Below are 18,292 nucleotides of genomic sequence, written 5' to 3' on the forward strand. Positions count from 1 at the left end.
TCGGCAATCGGATTTGGCGATCCGTACATCTACCCAATTGAACAGTTCACTCGACTCAAATCCAACCGAACCAGCGTCCCTGTCCTGGCCTTCAACACCTTCGCCCCCTCGCACCTGCTCCACGAAACAGCCCGCAGCCGCATCCGTATCGGCACTGAGCTGCTGGAAACCCTTACCGCCAAAACGCACAGCCAGAACCTCCATCACTTGGTCACGGCCGCGCAGCAGGCCTGAGGCCGGCAGTCCATCACGAGAGAGTGATCGGTCAGCCGCTGATGTTTTGCGGGTCGGCCGCACGCTCCCTGTAATGCGATGTAATGTCCTGTAATACCCCCACCCCCTCAACCTGCCAATACTCCTCCCACGGACCATCACCGCGACCAGCGGCCGTACCCTCAATGGCACACGTGGAGAACGATCAACATGGCTAACCCTTATCAGCTGACCCTGAAAAACAACTCTGTGAACCCATGGACTTTTTACGTCTACCAGACGGTACCGAATCAGTCCGCCAGCAACATCTTCTCGCTGGCGTGGTTCGCCAGCCCCTTCACTATCGCTCAAGGCACTCAAATCACTTTCGAGTGGACGATCGACTACGGCTTCGTATGGGGCGCGGTCGGCGAGGTGACGCCAGGCGTAACCTTCAACGCTTCGGATTGCGTCGGCGCCGACCTGGTCGACAGCAACACGATCAAGTTTTCCAACAACGCCAACACGCCGTCTTTCAGCTCTCCGGCCAAAGGCAGCCCCTCCGGTTCGCTGGTGATCACCGCTGACAACTCAGTGCCCAACAAAAAATTCACGGTGGGCATGAGCGTCGGCGGTTCTGCTGCATTCGTCATGGAGGCGGGCCCGAACCTGACTCACCATTTCACCCCGACGCCGACCTACTACATCGCTGCCGGTTTCGAAGTCAAAGTCGGTACCGTTCTCGATGTCACTACGGTGAATCCGACCCAACAAGTGATTTTCCCTGACAACATTTATGCGCTGTCCTACGCCCTGGGTACGGACAACCGCTGGGTGAGCGCCTAAGCGGCATTGCGGCGGCGTTCGGGTAGCCCTGGCGCTGCCGTCGCCGGTGGCGGGCGGGTCTGGCCGTAGCGCCAGCCTTGCCCGTGATCGGTTTACGCCCTCAGCTTCGGAAAAGACACTATGCCCAGCAACCCCCACTACACGCTGTGGTTTGTCAATCAATCACTACGCAGTGGCCAAGCGTGCCTGTATCACGACCTTGCCAACGCCGCCTGTAATCAGCAGGGCGTGCGCCAGCATGCGTGGCGCGTCGCCGGGGCCAATCCGGGGGTGGTGGTTTGTTTTGAGTGGTGTCTGGACTACGATTTTGTCTGGCTCGATGACAGCGAGGCCACCAGCAGTTGCCAATTCGCCAGCGCCGAGCCCGAGATGGGAAGTGCTGTAATACTTGCCCAAACGCACTTTGGTTACGAATTTCGCGAGCGTCCCGAACCCGCGCCCAGTGGCCAGTTGATCATCCAGGGCGACCGCAGCTTGATCGCCACCCTGGCTCCAGGCGCAGGCCTGGGCATGCACGGCGGCGCCACACTCAGTGTGAACGCCGGCCCGAATATCACCACTGTATTTACGCCGGCGCGCAAGGCGCAGCTGGCCTACTGGATCAGCTTCGGTGCCTATGACCTCAAACCCAATGCGCCCCTGCATCCAGCCCAGTTCAACCTGCCGGCACGCATACGCTTTCCTGATCAGGTCTGCACCATGACGGCGGTCCTGGATGCGCAAAACGAGTGGACGCTCAGTACCGGTGAACCGTCGCCCAATCAGTTCAGGCAGAACCAGCCATGAAGGCACCGATCTATAGCCTGCGCCTGGCAAACGCCTCCGACCGCGACTGGACCTTCTTCGTCTACCAGGCTGCCGTCACGAAGGACGAGCGCATCGCCTCCCTGGTATGGATCGCCAGCCCCAGCCTGGTGCCGGCCGGTTCCCACGCGCTGCTGATGTGGCACGCCGAGCCCAGTTTCATCTGGTCGACCCATTCCCAGCACCCGTCGCCCATGCCCTTTACCGCCAGCGGCCAGTGCGTCGTCGACTTGGGGGTGGACCATGGCGTGCTGTTCAATCTGGACAACAACGCGCCCAGTTTTGAGTCGTGCACCCGCGCGGTGGCGCCGGGTCCGTGGACCATCGCGGTCGAGGACAACGTGCCCGACCACACCTACCTGATCGGAACCTGCATGGACGGTGCCGGTACTTTGGTGAGCACTGCAATGACATCCCGGCAATACGACTTCACCCCCGCTTACTGCATAGCGGCCGCCAACCATGTCGGCGCCGCCAGCGTGGTCGACCACAGTCGCCACCACCCGACGCTGAGGGTCCATTTTCCCGCTGACGTCTACGCGCTGAGTTTTTATCTGGATGAACACCATCACTGGCACCCAGGCGCCAAAAGCGGGATTTCCCCGCCATGCATTGATCGCTACCGTCCCGCTCAATAAGGAAAAAACATGACTAATCACATCAGCATCGGCGCCATTACCACGCCAAATCCCACGCTCTTCGTCGACATGGCCACATTGGATGCCACGGACCCCGACGCGGTGGAGTACCTCATTCAGACGCAGCCCCCCGGCTCCAACTGGTTTTACGTCAATCAATTCTGCTCATTGCTGACCACTTACTGGCTCAACGATCCAAACAGCCCGCAGGTTTACGGCCTCTCGAACCTGGTCGACGCCGTCAAGATCACAGCAGCCGGGCAACTGATCACACTGCTGGGCCTGGACAGTCAAACGAAGGAAGCGCAGTTGTCTATCGCCAACGCCAGCGTCGTCCTGCCTGCCGCCTTCGTTACAGCACTGCCAACGTATCCAGCAGGAACCAAGATTTGGGCCGGCAACAATGTGCACGTGCTGGGCTTTCTGATTACTCCCTCAACCACTCCCGGAGCGGATGTGCCCTTAACGTATACCGCTTACGACTCCAACATCGGTGTCGTGCAATTGGGACTGGTGCTTGCAGACTTGCCCCAGCGGCTGACAAAGATGGGCTATACCAGCCTGGTGGTAGGAGTGCCGGCATAAACGGCCAGGGCGCCGCCAGCCCGGCTGGCTGGCGCGCAACCTGCTCCAAGGGTTCAGCCCCGATCCCCCGTACGAGGAACGCACATGCCTGCTATTGCCGTGAACCAACGCGTCGTCCAGGGGGCGCTGAGCCAAGTCCCTTACGGGCATTCCATCGGTACCGATAACTGCTCGATTGGCGTAGGAATGATTGCGCGGATGAGTGACGGATCGTCCTGGTGCGCTCACTTCAACTGCAGCCTGCCAGGCACTCTCGACCAATTGGCGGCCATCCAGGCCGCCACGTTTTCGACATTGAGCGGCGCACTCCGCAGCGCGCCCTTGAGCCTGGATGCGTGTACCGGCGGCCAACTGAAGGGCGGCACCGCCGCGATCTGGGCCGGCATACAGCAATACTTCAACCAGGCAAAAAATCGCAGTTCGACACTCACCGACATCAAAACCGGCTGCAACGGCATTTATGCCGACCGCACCAAAGGCGTTCGCTGCCTGGGGGCTGCAGAGCACCTGAGCGGCCACCCAGCCCCGAGCAACAGCAAGGCCACCGTGCCGCCACCGCTCCAGGGTTTTGATACCGATAGCGTGCTGGATGAAAAGATGGTGCTGGAGTTTGTTTCGCGTCATTACGGGTTTTGCCTGCGTTACCTTTCCCATGAGGACAACGCGAACAAAGGCGATCTGAGTGCCGACGAAGCGCTGCTTATCCGACAACACGGCCTCGGGCTGATGCCGGTGCAGCACGTGCGCTTCTACCCCTGGTCGCCGACCGGCGCGTTGGGCAAAGAGTATGGGCAATACGCCGTGGCCCACGCCCAGACCGTTGGCATACCCCACGGCGTCAGCGTCTGGATGGACCTGGAAAACGTCAATATCAAAAGCGCGGCGCAGGCGGTGATTGACTACTGCAATGCCTGGTTCCTGGCTGTGAAAGACGCGGGCTACTCGCCCGGCCTCTATGTCGGCGCCAATAGCGGACTGAGCGGCGAGCAGCTCTACCAATTGCCGTTCCAGGCCTACTGGAAATCCATCAGCAGCGTGCCGGACATTCCGGGGCGCGGCTACCAAATGGTGCAGTCGATCCCGCCCAAAGCAGTCTCGAGCAAGCTGCCGATAGCGATTGATTCGAACTATGCGACCACCGATAACAAGGGCGGGTACCCGCAATTGTGGCCCGCCCTGCTCCCATCCTAGTGGGTTGACGGCCAGAAGCGGCCCTCCAGTGCCGAACCCCGCGTGATCTGAAAGTACAGGCTGCCAATGCGCAATTCGCGACGCCGCCGCTCGATCAGCTCGGGTGCCTGGCCGGTGGCCGCGATGGCCCTTCGGAACTGGGTGCGGGCGCGAAAAATGTGGATATTCAAGTGCGCCTCGTCGATGCCCAGGCTTTGGGCCAGCTCCGCCGTCTCGATCCATCCCTGGCTGGAGAGGTCCAGCCCGCGTTCGGCGTCACGCAAGCGATGCCTGGCCAGCGCCAGCACGCTGTAATGGTGGGTGCGCTCACCCAGCGCGATTGATGCGACCTGCGTCGCGACCTGCAAGGTGACGTGTTCCTCGTTCAGGCTCACCGCAAAATCGAGGCGCAGCGCCTCCTGGCGCGCCGCAACATCCGTGTCGGTTATCGGTTCTGCTGAATTGCCCATGGTGTCCGCCGTTCAGAATGCCAAGTATCGAATGAAAGGGGAAAACGCTGTCGATGCCGCTCACAGCCACAACTGTGCCCAAGGGGAGCCAGCGCCGCTGGTGAACTTGATCAAGTAGTTGACTGCAATGTTGCTGGGGCGTGTCTCAAACTGGCTGACACCGGCGCTCAACACATTGCCTTGGGCGTCCGTCGGTGCCGATGTCACCGACTGCCCAGGCGTGGCGCTGTCTGCCGAGCCGGCTTCGACGATCTGCACGGCCACGGGCACGGTTTGATAGGTGTGTTCGTGAGTCAGCATCGCGGCAGTCTGGCGCGAGCCGATCCCCGCCTTGACCTTAGCGCTGCCGGTGGGGTCGGTGCGTATCGCGGTGTCCGGGTCCTTAAGGGCGCCACAATCGTTGCCACGCAGGAACGTGCCACGGTAATCGGGGATATGAAAGGTCGCGCCGCTGCCGCCGTACAGGTAACCCAGCATGGCGTGCAGCTCCTCGTACACGCTCACTTCAAGCTCGCGCCCGTCGCATAACATCCAGCCCCATGCCTCAATCGGGAGCAGGCTGCTGTCCGCCGTTACGTCTGCGGGTTTGGCGGTATTCGGCACCGGGGTGCCCACAGCCCCCGCGAAGGCGGTCACCGCCCCGACCGGCAAGCTGCCGTCCGACACCAGGCCCATCGGCCACGCGCCGTGACGTCTGCTCATAGAATGCCCTCCAGGGAAACGCCGTCGATCACTTGCATCGCCGTGGGCACCAGGATCTCCCAGGGTTGGCCGACGCACTGAGCGCCGTCGTGCGCTGTCTCGCTCGACTTCAGCGCGTTGACGGTGGCCACGTCGTGGGCTTCGACCGGTACGCTGTCATCGCCCGCCTGCCAGAGCTGGCCGGAAGATAGCAGGTAGAGCACAGACAAGGCCTTGCGCGGCCGGGCCGGCACCAGCACCCGGGCCAGATCGGCAGCCTGGAAGGCCGCCAATGGCGACAGAGCCTCGCCGTCATCGTCGACTGCCAACGGATAATGCGCGCCGTCCTCTTGGCGATAGAACTGAATATTCATCTCATCCCATTCGAACAGATCGTCGATAAATTGCACGCGTCCCGGCCCCGCCAGGGTGCCGCCCGCGAACGTCGGCGCAGACGGGTCCAGGTCGCCGGTCAACTCGGCGCAACGTCGCTGCAGCACGTCCAGGCAACCGCGGCGCAGCGCCCGTCGTTCGACCCGGCGTGCCGCCAGGGCCGAGCGCTCCCGAGCGGCCGGCAGATCAAGGCCGTCGCCGCGCGCGCACAGCGCCTGCCTGGCCTCGAGCAGAGCGTTGTAGGTCTTGATACGCCATTCGTCCATGGCGCTGGTCGTGGGCACACACTTGACGATCACATTCACCCGTACTGGGGCGGGCGCGGGCGCGGGCGCAGGTGTTGGTATGGGCGTTGGCGCAGGTGCTGGATCTGGCACCGGCACCGGCACCGGCACCGGTACTGGTACTACCGGTTTCTCAGCCTGCGGCGAGGCGACCGTCTGCGCGGTGCCTACTGCGATGACCAGGCTATGGCCAGAGCCGAACGGTATGACCACCGGCGTGTAGGGGCTTTCCAGGGTCTTGATCCCAACCATGACCAAAGGCCAGGTCACCCCGGGCGCGGCCAAGGCCCGGGCCGTGGCAATTTGCGGCTGATATCCAGGCGGCACGGCAACCAGTGTCGACTCGCCTTCCCCCAGTAACGCCGAGACATCGCGCCGGGCTTCCGGCGGCGGGCTGATGGCAGTGCTGCGATATTCAGCGGCCAGGCGCGCGTAGTTCTCGGGCGTGATCCGCTTGAAGCTATCGATCCCCTGTTCCTCAAGTGACCGTGGCGGGCCGAAAGCCACGCGTTCGCCCGGTGTCACCTCGCGAAAATACGCTGCGGCCGGCGCGCTCAACACAAACTCGACCATCAGCCGACGCCCGTAGTTGACCACGCGCGCTTCATAGACCTTATTGACCCAGCGCAGCACGTAAATGCGACTGCCGGCGCCGGCGCTGTTGTCGATGGTGCTTGTGATGGTCTCGGCCGTTTCATGCATCACGCTGCTGCCACGCAGGTTGCCCACGCTGCGGCTGATACGGTTGACCGTCTTGTTCAGTACTTCACGGGCAAAACGGGTCTCGTCATCGCTGTTCGGACCCTGCTGCACGGTGGTCGTTACCGGCCCGCCGTTGACGATGGCCAACGTCGGCGGCCCGTAGCTGGTGGTCAGGTTGGTATAGGTTTTATTGGTTGTTTTTTCGGCGATGGTGCGGATGGTCTCGGCATGCAAATCATCGCGGGTGTCGACCGCACTGTCGTCCGACACCTGCTCATCCAGTGTCTGCGCCAGGCTGACATCCAGTTGGCGCCGGGTGCGCCGTCGGCTGATGTCTTTGCGCTCGCCGCGCATCAGGTTTTCGATGGCGGCGATTTCGCCGGGCACATAGCGCAGCAGGCGCTGACGCACCATTTGCAAGTCGCCGATGGAGCACGGCTCAATCCAGCCGCCTACGCTTTGCGGCAGGTCCTTGGCCGAAGGCGACGCCTGCACAGGCGGGTCATTGATGGGCGGTGGCGCAAAAAAACCTTCGGGCAAAGTGATCGACGCCTGCATCAACGCATGCAGTGCCGCTGACGTGAGCGGCGGCGTACCGGGCGGCGGCGCGTAGACATAATCCAGCAGATGGGACATGACCAGCGACCCGCACAGGTGCGGCAGCAACCCTGGCTCGCTCCACGGCGCGACGACCAAGGCGAAATAACTTTCCCAGAGGCGCTCCACATCCGCGCCATAAGCGGGCGGCAGGCTCCCGCCAGAGGCCATGTTGGCCGAGATCCAGGTGCTGACGGTATAGGGATCGTAATCCGACGTGAGCACCGTCTCCTTGAGGCGCGATAACTGCGCATAAGTGCCGGTGCAGAGATCCGCCTGCGTTACAAACTGGTTCTCGTACGGCGTTACGCCATGAATAAAGCCCAGGGCCAGGCTGTCCATCTCGATTCGATTGGAGCAGGCCGAAAACTGGGCGTAAAAACTCTGGGCCGGCACGTTTTGCGGCACCACGTACGTGAGGAAACGCAGTTGTTTCTGGGCCGCACTGATAAGCGGCCATTGGCGAATGTACAAATAGGGGAAGAGCGCACTATCAAGCGCATGCGGCCTGATCGGCTCGGGCGTCGGCCTGGGTGGTTTGGGTTCTGGTTCTGGCCCTGGCCCTGGTTCCGGTTCGGGTGATGGTTGGGGGCGGTTTACCGCAAAGCGCGCCAACTCGACATGGCTGGTCTTGCCGGCTGCATCCTCGGCCCCCTGTGTCACCTCCGCCCGCAGAACCGCCACAGCGCTTTCAGTGCCCGCTTCGCGCTTCAAATGCAGCTTGCCATAGGCCAGGTAACCGCCAGCAAAGCGGATGTTGAAAGGCATCGACACGCCCGCAGCCTCGTCGGCATCGAACTCAATGACGATGACATCACCTTGCTTTGGATGATCGATCCGGCTGATGCGCACCCTGACCGCGAGCAACACGCCCGCACTCGTCTCACATTCACTGGCAAAACTGAGCGCACCCTTGGGAGTTTCCCTGTGTGCTACCGCTGCATTTTCCATAAGACATCCCAGGCGTGGATACGGATTGCGGTTCCAGCGTGCAATCTAGTTGCAGCCACTGCCATGCAATAAGTATCACCACGTAACAGGCGACCCGACGTTACCGTAACAATACTTATGGGTGATGGCCTGTTGCCCTAAAGTACCTGCGAAACAACGCCGGTCCAGGGAGTTTGTGCTTAGATTGCAGACATCACTTACACAAAAATAGGGTGTCCGATTTAACAGGGACAAGTTCACGAACGGAAGACATGCAGAAGGTAAGACCCATGTCAGACTTACTCGATTCCAGCGAATACCCTGTGGCTGCCTTTCGGGAGAACGTCACTGGTTTCAGCACCCGCACCGCGAGAAAACGCCCCATGCTCCCGGATGCCATGCCGACACCACCTTCGACCACGCTGGGTGCGCCGCCGGACAAGGCAGAAATCCGCGCTACGCTGCTACAGGTGCTGGCCAACCCCTTGTTTTGCAAGGCCCCCCGACTGAGCCGCCTGCTGCGCTTCCTGGTCGAACGGTATTTGAGCGACACGCTCCAGGACACCACCGAATATGGGATCGGCATTGATGTTTTCGACCGCGACCCGGCCTTTTACAGCACGGGAGACGACCCGATCGTGCGCGTGCAGGCCGGCCGCCTGCGGGAGAAGCTCAAAACCTATTATTCCAGGGACGCCGGCGGCGGCGGCAGTGTGGTCATTTCCATCCCGATCGGAAGCTACATGCCATTGATACGACGCGCCGATGACGCTGTGGCACGCGCACAAACACGCCACCTCCTTGCCGTTCAACCCCTGAAGAATCTCACTGACGATTTCGCCTGTACGCTGTTCGCGCCGGGATTGAACGAAGAGTTGAGCTGCCAACTGTTCAAGGAATTTGGCAACCAGGTCGTCACCTATTCTTTTGCAAAGACCAGTGACGAACAGAGCCAAGCGCCCTTCGCCAGCCACCTGCTGGAGGGTAGCGTGCGTATCGAGGGGGCGCTGATGCGCGTTTCGGTCCGTCTGATCAATGCCGCGACCGGCTCGATCGCCTGGTCCGAACAGCTGGACCGGCACACCAAGCCCTGCATCGCGTTGCAGCAGGATGTGGCCCAGACCATCTGCACCGGCCTGGAGCGCTATTTTTTCTCAACGGCTGACCGATCCACTCACCGCATCTGCCTGGCAACGGCACACCGCGGCCTGTAATGCCGTGTAAGGCGCTGTAATGGTCGCGGTGCTGCGATAGCTGTAGATACTGGCCCATACGCACGCTCAATGGCACAGGGGAAAGACCCGCATGACAATGTCCTACACGCTGACACTGCACAACAAATCCTCCATGCCGTGGATGTTTTATATCTACCCGACGTTACCCGAACAGCACCACGCTACCGTTTCGCTGGTTTGGTACGTCACCCCCTTCAACGTGGCACCGGGTGCTGAAGTCAGCCTCAACTGGACGATTGAATACGGGTTCGTGTGGCAAGCGCACGAAGTGCTCTCTGGAGGAGTCAAATTCAGCGCCGAGGGTCAGATGCCTGGCGATTTGAAGGAGCACAACACCGTCACGTTTTCCGAATTGCACCACACCCCCGTCTTCAGCAAACCTGTTGCAGGCAGCCCGACGGGCTCGATGGTCATCCACAGCGACACATCCGTGCAGGAGAAAGGATTCGTGGTGGGCATCTCCATCGACGGCAGAGATGCCTTCCTCACACCGACCGGGCCGAACCTGACCGCCTCATTCAAACTCGAGAACAACGCGCCCAAGTACTGGATCGCCGCGTGCGACGAAATTGAACTGGGCGCTGTGGTGGATATCGCCGCCAACATCAACAGTTTCGAGGTGGTTTTTCCTGACGGGGTTTATGAGCAGGCTTATAGCCTGGACACGCACAATGTCTGGGCCGCCACCACCCATCCGCCAAGTTGTTTCAAAACTTGACGCATTCGGACGCATCCACCATATTAATAGTTAGCAAACTAACTGTATGCGAACTATCCAGTGTCCCAATCCCTCGAACAACTCCAGATGAACCTCAGCAGCAGCATGGTGGTGGGCGCCCGTAACTGGCGCAAAATCTGCCAGGCCACGCTGGTGAGCTATGGCATCTCTGAAGCCTGCGCCGTGCCGCTGTTGATGATCGGCCGCCTGGGCGACGGTGTGCATCAGGTCAAAGTGGCCCAGGCTTCAGGCATGGAAAGCCCGTCGCTGGTGCGCCTGCTCGACCGGCTGTGCAGCGACGGTTATGTGTGCCGCACCGAAGACATCCATGACCGTCGCGCCAAGGCCCTGAGCCTCACCGAGCGCGGCCGTGAGCTGGTGCAGGCGGTGGAAGCGCAACTGGTGCGCCTGCGCAAGGAAGTCCTGGTGGACATCGCCGCCACCGATCTGGAAGCCGCGCTGCGCGTGCTGCGCGCCTTCGAGGCGGCCGAGGCGGCAGCGCCTTGAACGGATTCTTTACCGGTTTTCCGCCTGCTCGCGACTGGTTCTACGGGGTGCGTACCTTCGCCGCGTCGATGATCGCGCTGTACATCGCCATGCTCATGCAAATGCCGCGTCCGTATTGGGCGATGGCTACGGTGTATATCGTCTCCAGCCCGTTTGTCGGCCCCACCAGTTCCAAAGCGTTGTACCGTGCAATCGGCACCTTGATGGGCGCGGCGGCGGCGGTGTTCTTTGTGCCGATGTTCGTGCAGTCACCCTACATTCTGGTGGTGGTGATCGCCCTGTGGACGGGCACCTTGCTGTTCCTTTCCCTGCATCTGCGCACGGCCAACAGCTACGCCCTGATGCTGGCCGGCTACACCTTGCCGCTGATTGCCCTGCCGGTGGTGGACAACCCCCTGGCGGTGTGGGATGTGGCCGAGGCGCGTACCGAGGAAATCTTCCTCGGCATCGCCGTGGCGGCCGTGGTGGGGGCGATGTTCTGGCCGCGTCGCCTGATGCCGGTGTTCGATGGCTCGGTTGCCAAGTGGTTTACCGACGCCCAGGTCTACAGCCAGCGCTTTCTCACCCGCGATGTGGAGCCTGAAGCCGTCAGCAGCCTGCGCGGCGGCATGGTCGCCACGTTCAACACCCTCGAGTTGATGATCGGCCAGTTGCCCCACGAAGGCGCGCGGCCGCAGACGGTGCGCAACACCAAGGAATTGCGCGGGCGCATGATTCACCTGTTGCCGGTGATTGATGCCCTGGACGATGCGGTGTATGCCATCGAACATCGCGCGCCGCAATTTCTCGATCGGCTCACGCCGTTGCTGCAAGCCGCCAACGCCTGGCTGCAAAGCACCACCGAAACCGCGCCACTGGAACGCTGGCGCGTGCTGCGTGACAAGATCGACGCCGCGCAACCCCAGGGCGCAGCGCTGGACGACCGCCACACGCTGCTGTTCTCCAACGCCCTGTACCGCCTGGGCGAGTGGGTCGACCTGTGGCAGGACTGCCGCAGCCTGCAAGCCGCCATTCAGTGCGAAAGCCAGGACACCTGGCGCGCCGTCTACCGCCACTGGCGCCTGGGCCGGCTCACGCCATTTCTGGATCGTGGCCTGATGTTCTACTCGGCGTTTTCCACCGTCACCGCGATCATCGTCGCCTCGGTGTTGTGGATTTTGCTGGGCTGGACCGACGGCGGCAGTGCGGTGATCCTGGCGGCGGTGGCGTGCAGCTTTTTCGCCTCGATGGACGACCCCGCGCCGCAGATCTATCGGTTCTTTTTCTGGACCGCCATGTCGGTGCTGTTCGCCAGCCTCTATCTGTTCCTGGTGCTGCCCAACCTGCACGATTTCCCCATGCTGGTGCTGGCGTTCGCCGTGCCGTTCATCTGCATCGGCACCCTCACCGTGCAGCCACGGTTCTACCTGGGCATGCTGCTGACGCTGGTCAACACCTCGTCGTTCATCAGCATCCAGGGCGCCTATGACGCGGATTTCCTCAACTTTGCCAACGTCAATCTGGCCGGGCCCGTGGGCCTGCTGTTTGCCTTCGTATGGACCCTGATCGCACGGCCCTTCGGCGCCGAACTGGCGGCCAAGCGCCTGACCCGTTTCAGCTGGCGCGACATCGTCAGCCTCACCGAGCCCGCCACCCTGGCCGAACATCGGCACATGGCCGCCCAAATGCTCGACCGCCTGATGCAGCACCTGCCGCGCCTGGGCCTCACGGGCCAGGACACCGGCACCGCCCTGCGCGACTTGCGCGTGGCGCTGAACCTGCTCGATCTGCTCGCCTACTCGCCGCGCATCCTCGGCGTGCCGCGCGTGCTGCTCAACCAGGTGGTGGAAGGTGTGGGCGGTTATTTCAAGGCCTGCCTCAAGGCCGGTGAACGCTTGCCCGCGCCCAGCGGTCTGCTGATGACCCTGGACCGCACGCGCCGCGCCCTCAACGGCCAGGGCCTGCAAGACGCCGATGACACGCGCCTGCACCTGCTGCATGCCCTGGCTGGCCTGCGCCTGGCGCTGTTGCCCGGCGTGGAGTTCATTGGCGGCACGGAAATCGAAGCGCCGTTACCGGATGGAGCGCCCCTATGATCGGTGACCTGGATATCAGCGGCGTCTTCCTGCCCACGCTGCTGGTGCTGATGGGCATTACCTATGTGTTGTTTCTGGTGCTGCACGGGCTGTTGACGCGCATGCACTTCTATCGCCTGGTCTGGCACCGGGCATTGTTCAATGTGGGGCTGTACGCGCTGTTGCTGGGCGCGGTGGACTCACTCAGTCGATATCTGATGACATGAAAAAACCTTTTTTGACTATCGGCCGTGTCGTCCTGACGCTGTTGATCGTGAGCTTCGCGGTCGTCGTGGTGTGGCGCATGGTCATGTACTACATGTTTGCGCCCTGGACCCGTGATGGCCACATTCGCGCCGACATCGTGCAGATCGCCCCGGACGTGTCCGGGCTGATCCAGCGTGTCGATGTGCACGACAACCAGTTGGTGAGCAAAGGCCAGGTGCTGTTCGCCGTCGATCAGGACCGTTTCAAGCTGGCCCTGCGCCAGGCCCAGGCCGCCGTGGCCGACCGCCAGGAAACCCTGGCCCAGGCCCAGCGCGAGTACAAGCGTAACCGTGGCCTGGGCAACCTGGTGCCCAGCGAGCAACTGGAAGAAAGCCAGTCCCGCGTGGCCCGTGCCCAATCGGCCCTGGCCGAGGCGCAGGTGACGGTGGATTCGGCCCAGCTCAATCTCGACCGCTCGGTGATCCGCAGCCCGGTGGACGGCTACGTCAACGACCGCGCGCCGCGTGCCCAGGAATTCGTCACCGCCGGCCGGCCGGTGCTGTCGGTGGTGGACAGCAACTCCTTCCATATCGACGGCTATTTCGAAGAGACCAAACTGGACGGCATCCATGTCGGCATGGGCGTGGATATCCGCGTGATCGGCGACAACGCCCGCCTGCATGGTCACGTGCAGAGCATCGTCGCCGGTATCGAGGACCGCGACCGCAGCAGCGGTTCCAACCTGCTGCCCAACGTCAACCCGGCGTTCAGCTGGGTACGCCTGGCCCAGCGGATTCCGGTGCGTATCGCCTTCGATGACGTGCCGGCGGACTTCCGCATGATCGCCGGGCGTACCGCGACCGTGTCGATCATCGACGACAAGGCCAGCGCCGGAGACCCGCCATGAAGCAACTGCTGGCCACCGCTGCGTTGGGGGTGTTGCTGTCGGCCTGCCAGGCGGTAGGCCCGGACTACAAGCTGCCGGACGCGGCTGCCGTCAACCGTGACGACCTGCAAGGTGCCATCGCCGGCGAGGGCAATAACGTGGTGTCGGCGCCCGTGCCTACGGACTGGTGGAAGCTGTACAAAGACCCGCGCCTGGATGAACTGGTGCGCCAGGCCATGGCCTCCAACACCGACCTGCGCGTGGCCGCGGCCAACTTGCAACGCGCGCGCTACCAGACCCAGCAGGCCGAATCCGCCGGCGGCTGGAGTGCCGGGGCCAAGGCTGAAGCGCAGCGTTTGCAGGAGTCCGGCGAAGCCTTCCTGCTGGCGGACAAAGTGCCGGTGGGCAACATCGGCAGCGTAGGCATCACCACCTCGTATCAATTCGACCTGTTCGGCACTTTGCAGCGCGGCATCGAAAGCGCCCAGGCCAACGCCGATGCGGCCCAGGCGGCCGCGGATATCGCGCGCATTACCCTGGTGGCCGATGTGGTGCGTGCCTACACCCAGGTCTGCGCCGCCAACGAAGAACTGGCCATCGCCAACGAGTCCCTCGACCTGCAAGCTCAAAGCACCAAGCTCACGCAACGCCTGCGCGATGCCGGCCGTGGCGATGAAACCCAGGTCACGCGCTCGCAAACCCAATACAAATCCCTGCGCGCCGATATGCCGCGCTACGAAGCGGCGCGTCAGGCCGGGTTGTTCCGTCTGTCGATGCTGCTGGCCAAGCCCCTCGATCAATTGCCGGCCGGCACCGGCAGTTGCGCCGAGTTGCCGCACATCGCCCAGCTGTTGCCGGTGGGCGACGGTGCGACGTTGCTCAAGCGCCGCCCGGATGTGCGCCAGGCCGAACGCCAACTGGCCGCTGCGACCGCGCGCATCGGCGTGGCCACCGGCGCCTTGTACCCGGACATCGCCATCGGCGCCACGGTGGGCACGGTGGGCCTGCTCGACAACCTCGGCCAGCCTGCGACCAATCGCTGGGGCTTTGGCCCGATGATCAGCTGGACAGTGCCAACCAACGGCGCCCGCGCGCGCATTCACGAAGCCGAAGCCGCGACCCAGGGCGCCCTGGCGCATTTCGATGGGGTGGTGCTCAACGCTATCCGCGAAACCCAGACCGGCCTGGCGCAGTACACCGCGATGCTGCAGCGCCGTGAAGCGCTGGCCGACGCCGAGCGTTCGGCGCGCGAGGCGGCGGACCAGACTCACCGCTTCTTCCAGGCCGGGCGCGAGTCGTTTCTCGCCGACCTGCAGGCGACCCGCACCTACACCGCCATGCGCGCGCAATTGGCGGCGGCCAACACCCAGGTTGCGATGAGCCAGATCGACCTGTTCCTCGCGCTGGGCGGCGGCTGGGAAAGCGGACGAACGCAAGGGATAAAACCCGGCAAACCGTGAGGTGATAGCTATGCTTTGTCAGGTGAGGCGTCGTGAAGCCTCACTCGACACTGCTCGCGTTTGCTCATGGGGATTCCAATAATGAAAAACCCTTATGCTCCCGCTTTCTGGTGCGTGCTCTTCGCACTGGTGCTGTTATCGGCCGCGTATTTCTACGGGGTCATGCTCGCCCACCAACTCGACAAGGCTATGGTCTTTCTCGACAGCGCCTGCCTGGTGATCGGCACCTTGTCCATCGGCGTGGTGGCCTGGGCCTCCTATCAAAACCAACGGGTGAAGCGAAAGTTGCTGGAACAAGGCAAGACCCGCGTCGCAATCTGGGACACCAAGGTGGCCCTGCGCCGTGTCGAAACCGTGTTTGACCGCTATTTCTGGGGCAGCTACTGGCAACCCGGTCGCACGTTCCAGGAAGTCATGGGCGACCTCACCGGCACGCCCCTGGAAAAAAGCCTCGAAGTGCTGAAGACGCAATGCGTCGTGTTGGATCGACAGGTCGCTGACGGCAGGCATTGGCTGAATAACGCGCGGGAATTGTCCGATGTCGCCACGCAAATGGCCCGCGAGCGCTATCAGCTGGATTTCTGCGACCCCAAGACCGACACCCCCGGCAACGCGGTGATACACCGTGAGTTCGAGGTGTTGGTCTACACCTGGACGGCGCGCCTGAAGAGTTTTGATCACCAGTTGGATGAAATAGAGCTGGAGTACTCCTGAACTCCTGATGAACGGATCCCTCTGAAAGGCTGGGCCGTTTGCGCCCGCCAGTGCTAATCTTCCCCAGCCTTTCGGCCACACGGGCCACTACTGTAGGAGCGGGCTTGCTCGCGAAAAACCTCAACGATAACGCGTGCATTCTGAATAAACGCGGTGCCTATGAGTTCTTCGCGAGCAAGCTCGCTCCTACAAGGACCCCTCCGGGGTTCAAGGAAGACAGCCCACTTCTCACAGGATTTGATCAGGTCACTTCATGAATAAGCCAGCAGTCGTTCTTTTGGGTTTTGTTGTCGCCGTTGGCGTCGTCAGTGCAGGCGGCGCCTGGTACACCGGTAAACAACTGGAGCCGGTCCTGCAAACCGCGATCCAGAACGCCAACAAGGAACTGCAGACCTCCATGGCCGGCGTGGACGGTAGCGTGTCCCTGGAGCTGGTCTCCCTGGACCGTGGTGTGTTCAGCAGCACCGCCCATTACCGCCTCAAAGGCCAGGGCCGTGTGTTCGGCGAGCAAAACCCCAACCCCGAGCTGCTGTTCGTCGACCATATCGAACACGGCCCGCTGCCGTTCTCGCGCCTGGTTACCCTGAAATGGCTGCCGGTGATGGCCACCAGTCACTACGAACTGGAAAAGAACGCCACCACCGAACAATGGTTCGCCGCCGCCAAAGACGTGTCGCCGCTCAAAGGCGTGGCCAATATCGGTTACAGCCGTTCGGTCAACGGCAACGTCGAACTGCTGCCCCTGGAATTCAAGGACGACAAGTCCTCGGTGAGCTTCTCCGGCGCCAACCTGGAATTCGACAGCAGCGCCGAAGGCCAGAAGGTCAAGGCCGACGGCTACATGAACAGCCTCAAGGTCGCGGCCGTCGATGCCAATGGCGACGCGTTCGCAGCTGAACTGGCCGGCCTGACCGTTGCCAGCAACCTGGCCAAATCCACGTTCGGTTTCTACACCGGCCAGAACACCATCGAACTGACCGACACCAAGGTCACCTTCGGCCCGCAGAAGTCTGTGCTGACCCTCAAGGGTTTCGAGCAGAAAGACTCCAGCGAGACCAAGGACAACAACCTGGCCGGCCGCGTCGACTACAAGATCGACGAGATCGGTTATCAGGGTAAGCCTGTGGGCTCGGCCGCCATGGCCGTCAGTATGAAGAACGTCGACATCCCGGCAATGCTGGTGCTGACCAAGCTCTACCAGGACAAGATGCAGCCGGTGCAAGCCGCCGCCGCTGCCGGTCAACCCGCGCCCGAGCTGCAACTGACCGAGGCCGAACAGACCCTGGCTGAAGCCAACGTCAACCAGGTGCTGGCCGCCAAGCCGCAAGTGGCCGTGGAAAACCTGTCGCTGAAAACTACCCATGGCGAGAGCAAGTTCAACCTTGTCCTGGACCTGGCCAAGCCGGCTTCCATGGAACTGCCACCGGTTGAGCTGGGCAAGCAGATGATTGCGCTGCTGGACGCCAATCTCACCCTGTCCAAACCGATGATCAGCGACGTGGCCGCGCTGCAAGCCCAGGTCGGCGGCGTGACTGACCCTAAAGCCATCGAACAGCAATCGCAAATGGCGGCCGAGATGGTCAGCGGCGTGGCCGTGGGCACTCAACTGGCAACCCTGGTGGGCACCGACGTGGTATCCAAGCTGCATTACGCCAACAACGAAGTGACCTTCAACGGCCAGAAGATGACCGTCGAACAGTTCATCAGCTTCGTAATGTCCAAAGCCGGTGCCATGGGCGGCGCGCAATAACCCTGAAATGCAGTTAACAATGTGGGAGGGGGCTTGCCCCCGATGGCGGTGTATCAGTCAGCTTATCTGTGGCTGACCCACTGCTATCGGGGGCAATCCCCCTCCCACATTTTGTTTTGTGCCTGGCAAAAGTCCCTGTCAGCCGGTCAGCGGTGTGGCCGACGAGCAGTTCATCAGCTTCGTAATGTCCAAAGCCGGTGCAATGGGCGGCGCGCAATAATCCTGAAATGCAGTTAACAATGTGGGAGGGGGCTTGCCCCCGATGGCGGTGTATCAGTCAGCTTATCTGTGGCTGACCCACTGCTATCGGGGGCAAGCCCCCTCCCACAGTTGTTTTGTGCCTGGCAAAAGTCCCTGTCAGCCGGTCAGCGGTGTGGCCGACGAGCAGTTCATCAGCTTCGTGATGTCCAAAGCCGGTGCAATGGGCGGCGCGCAATAACCCTGAAATGCAGTTAACAATGTGGGAGGG

General features: G+C 62.1%; 17 protein-coding genes. 14 read left to right on the top strand and 3 right to left on the bottom strand.

Features of this window, described 5'->3' with window-relative positions; genetic code table 11:
- Positions 1–423 precede the first annotated feature (423 nt).
- From BFP93_RS17805 to BFP93_RS28570, 5 genes are all read left to right on the top strand, one after another.
- Positions 424–1,038: a hypothetical protein gene (locus BFP93_RS17805; RefSeq protein WP_065894059.1), complete on the top strand. Its 615-nt coding sequence runs from the start codon at positions 424–426 to the stop codon at positions 1,036–1,038.
- 120 nt (positions 1,039–1,158) lie between these two features.
- Entirely contained in the window at positions 1,159–1,824 is a 666-nt protein-coding gene (locus tag BFP93_RS17810; protein WP_065894060.1) for a hypothetical protein, read from the top strand.
- Positions 1,821–2,480, top strand: a complete 660-nt coding sequence (locus BFP93_RS17815; protein WP_065894061.1) for a hypothetical protein — start codon at positions 1,821–1,823, stop codon at positions 2,478–2,480. Before BFP93_RS17810 ends, BFP93_RS17815 begins: the two co-directional genes overlap by 4 nt.
- Before the next feature lie 9 nt (positions 2,481–2,489).
- Positions 2,490–3,065, top strand: a complete 576-nt coding sequence (locus BFP93_RS17820) for a hypothetical protein (protein ID WP_065894062.1) — start codon at positions 2,490–2,492, stop codon at positions 3,063–3,065.
- 84 nt (positions 3,066–3,149) lie between these two features.
- Entirely contained in the window at positions 3,150–4,256 is a 1,107-nt protein-coding gene (locus tag BFP93_RS28570; RefSeq protein ID WP_122463611.1) for a glycoside hydrolase domain-containing protein, read from the top strand.
- Here the strand turns inward: BFP93_RS28570 and BFP93_RS17830 are convergent.
- From BFP93_RS17830 to BFP93_RS28930, 3 genes are read right to left on the bottom strand one after another with little or no spacing between them, the layout of a single operon-like run.
- Positions 4,253–4,705, bottom strand: coding sequence for a hypothetical protein (locus BFP93_RS17830; protein ID WP_065886625.1), 453 nt, complete (start codon positions 4,703–4,705; stop codon positions 4,253–4,255). The genes BFP93_RS28570 and BFP93_RS17830 overlap by 4 nt on opposite strands.
- Positions 4,706–4,765: 60 nt before the next feature.
- On the bottom strand, positions 4,766–5,407 hold the full coding sequence (locus tag BFP93_RS17835; protein WP_205901652.1) for a tail fiber protein: 642 nt from the start codon (positions 5,405–5,407) through the stop codon (positions 4,766–4,768).
- Positions 5,404–8,232, bottom strand: coding sequence for a hypothetical protein (locus BFP93_RS28930; RefSeq protein ID WP_176717573.1), 2,829 nt, complete (start codon positions 8,230–8,232; stop codon positions 5,404–5,406). The genes BFP93_RS17835 and BFP93_RS28930 overlap by 4 nt, the downstream gene beginning before the upstream one ends.
- Before the next feature lie 350 nt (positions 8,233–8,582).
- On the opposite strand from BFP93_RS28930, the gene BFP93_RS17845 reads away from it, so the two are divergent.
- The 9 genes from BFP93_RS17845 (at position 8,583) to BFP93_RS17885 (ending at position 17,823) form a co-directional block, all read left to right on the top strand.
- Positions 8,583–9,506 (top strand): hypothetical protein, encoded by a 924-nt coding sequence (locus tag BFP93_RS17845; protein ID WP_130138986.1) that lies wholly within the window; start codon positions 8,583–8,585, stop codon positions 9,504–9,506.
- Between the two features lie 91 nt (positions 9,507–9,597).
- Positions 9,598–10,245: a hypothetical protein gene (locus BFP93_RS17850; RefSeq protein WP_128875910.1), complete on the top strand. Its 648-nt coding sequence runs from the start codon at positions 9,598–9,600 to the stop codon at positions 10,243–10,245.
- Between the two features lie 87 nt (positions 10,246–10,332).
- The gene (locus BFP93_RS17855; protein ID WP_065894065.1) at positions 10,333–10,752 is read left to right on the top strand and encodes a MarR family winged helix-turn-helix transcriptional regulator; all 420 of its coding nucleotides are present in this window, start codon (positions 10,333–10,335) and stop codon (positions 10,750–10,752) included.
- On the top strand, positions 10,749–12,827 hold the full coding sequence (locus BFP93_RS17860) for an FUSC family protein (protein WP_065894066.1): 2,079 nt from the start codon (positions 10,749–10,751) through the stop codon (positions 12,825–12,827). Before BFP93_RS17855 ends, BFP93_RS17860 begins: the two co-directional genes overlap by 4 nt.
- Entirely contained in the window at positions 12,824–13,033 is a 210-nt protein-coding gene (locus BFP93_RS17865; RefSeq protein ID WP_065886631.1) for a DUF1656 domain-containing protein, read from the top strand. The genes BFP93_RS17860 and BFP93_RS17865 overlap by 4 nt, the downstream gene beginning before the upstream one ends.
- Complete coding sequence (locus tag BFP93_RS17870) at positions 13,030–13,920, top strand: efflux RND transporter periplasmic adaptor subunit (RefSeq protein WP_065894067.1); 891 nt, start codon at positions 13,030–13,032, stop codon at positions 13,918–13,920. Before BFP93_RS17865 ends, BFP93_RS17870 begins: the two co-directional genes overlap by 4 nt.
- Entirely contained in the window at positions 13,917–15,359 is a 1,443-nt protein-coding gene (locus BFP93_RS17875; RefSeq protein WP_065886633.1) for an efflux transporter outer membrane subunit, read from the top strand. The genes BFP93_RS17870 and BFP93_RS17875 overlap by 4 nt, the downstream gene beginning before the upstream one ends.
- 81 nt (positions 15,360–15,440) lie before the next feature.
- Entirely contained in the window at positions 15,441–16,073 is a 633-nt protein-coding gene (locus BFP93_RS17880; RefSeq protein WP_065894068.1) for an NADH:ubiquinone oxidoreductase subunit N, read from the top strand.
- Between the two features lie 253 nt (positions 16,074–16,326).
- Positions 16,327–17,823 (top strand): YdgA family protein, encoded by a 1,497-nt coding sequence (locus BFP93_RS17885; RefSeq protein WP_065886635.1) that lies wholly within the window; start codon positions 16,327–16,329, stop codon positions 17,821–17,823.
- Positions 17,824–18,292: the final 469 nt, after the last annotated feature.

The sequence above is a fragment of the Pseudomonas sp. 44 R 15 genome, from assembly GCF_900004965.1.
Classification (GTDB): Bacteria; Pseudomonadota; Gammaproteobacteria; order Pseudomonadales; family Pseudomonadaceae; genus Aquipseudomonas; species Aquipseudomonas orientalis_A.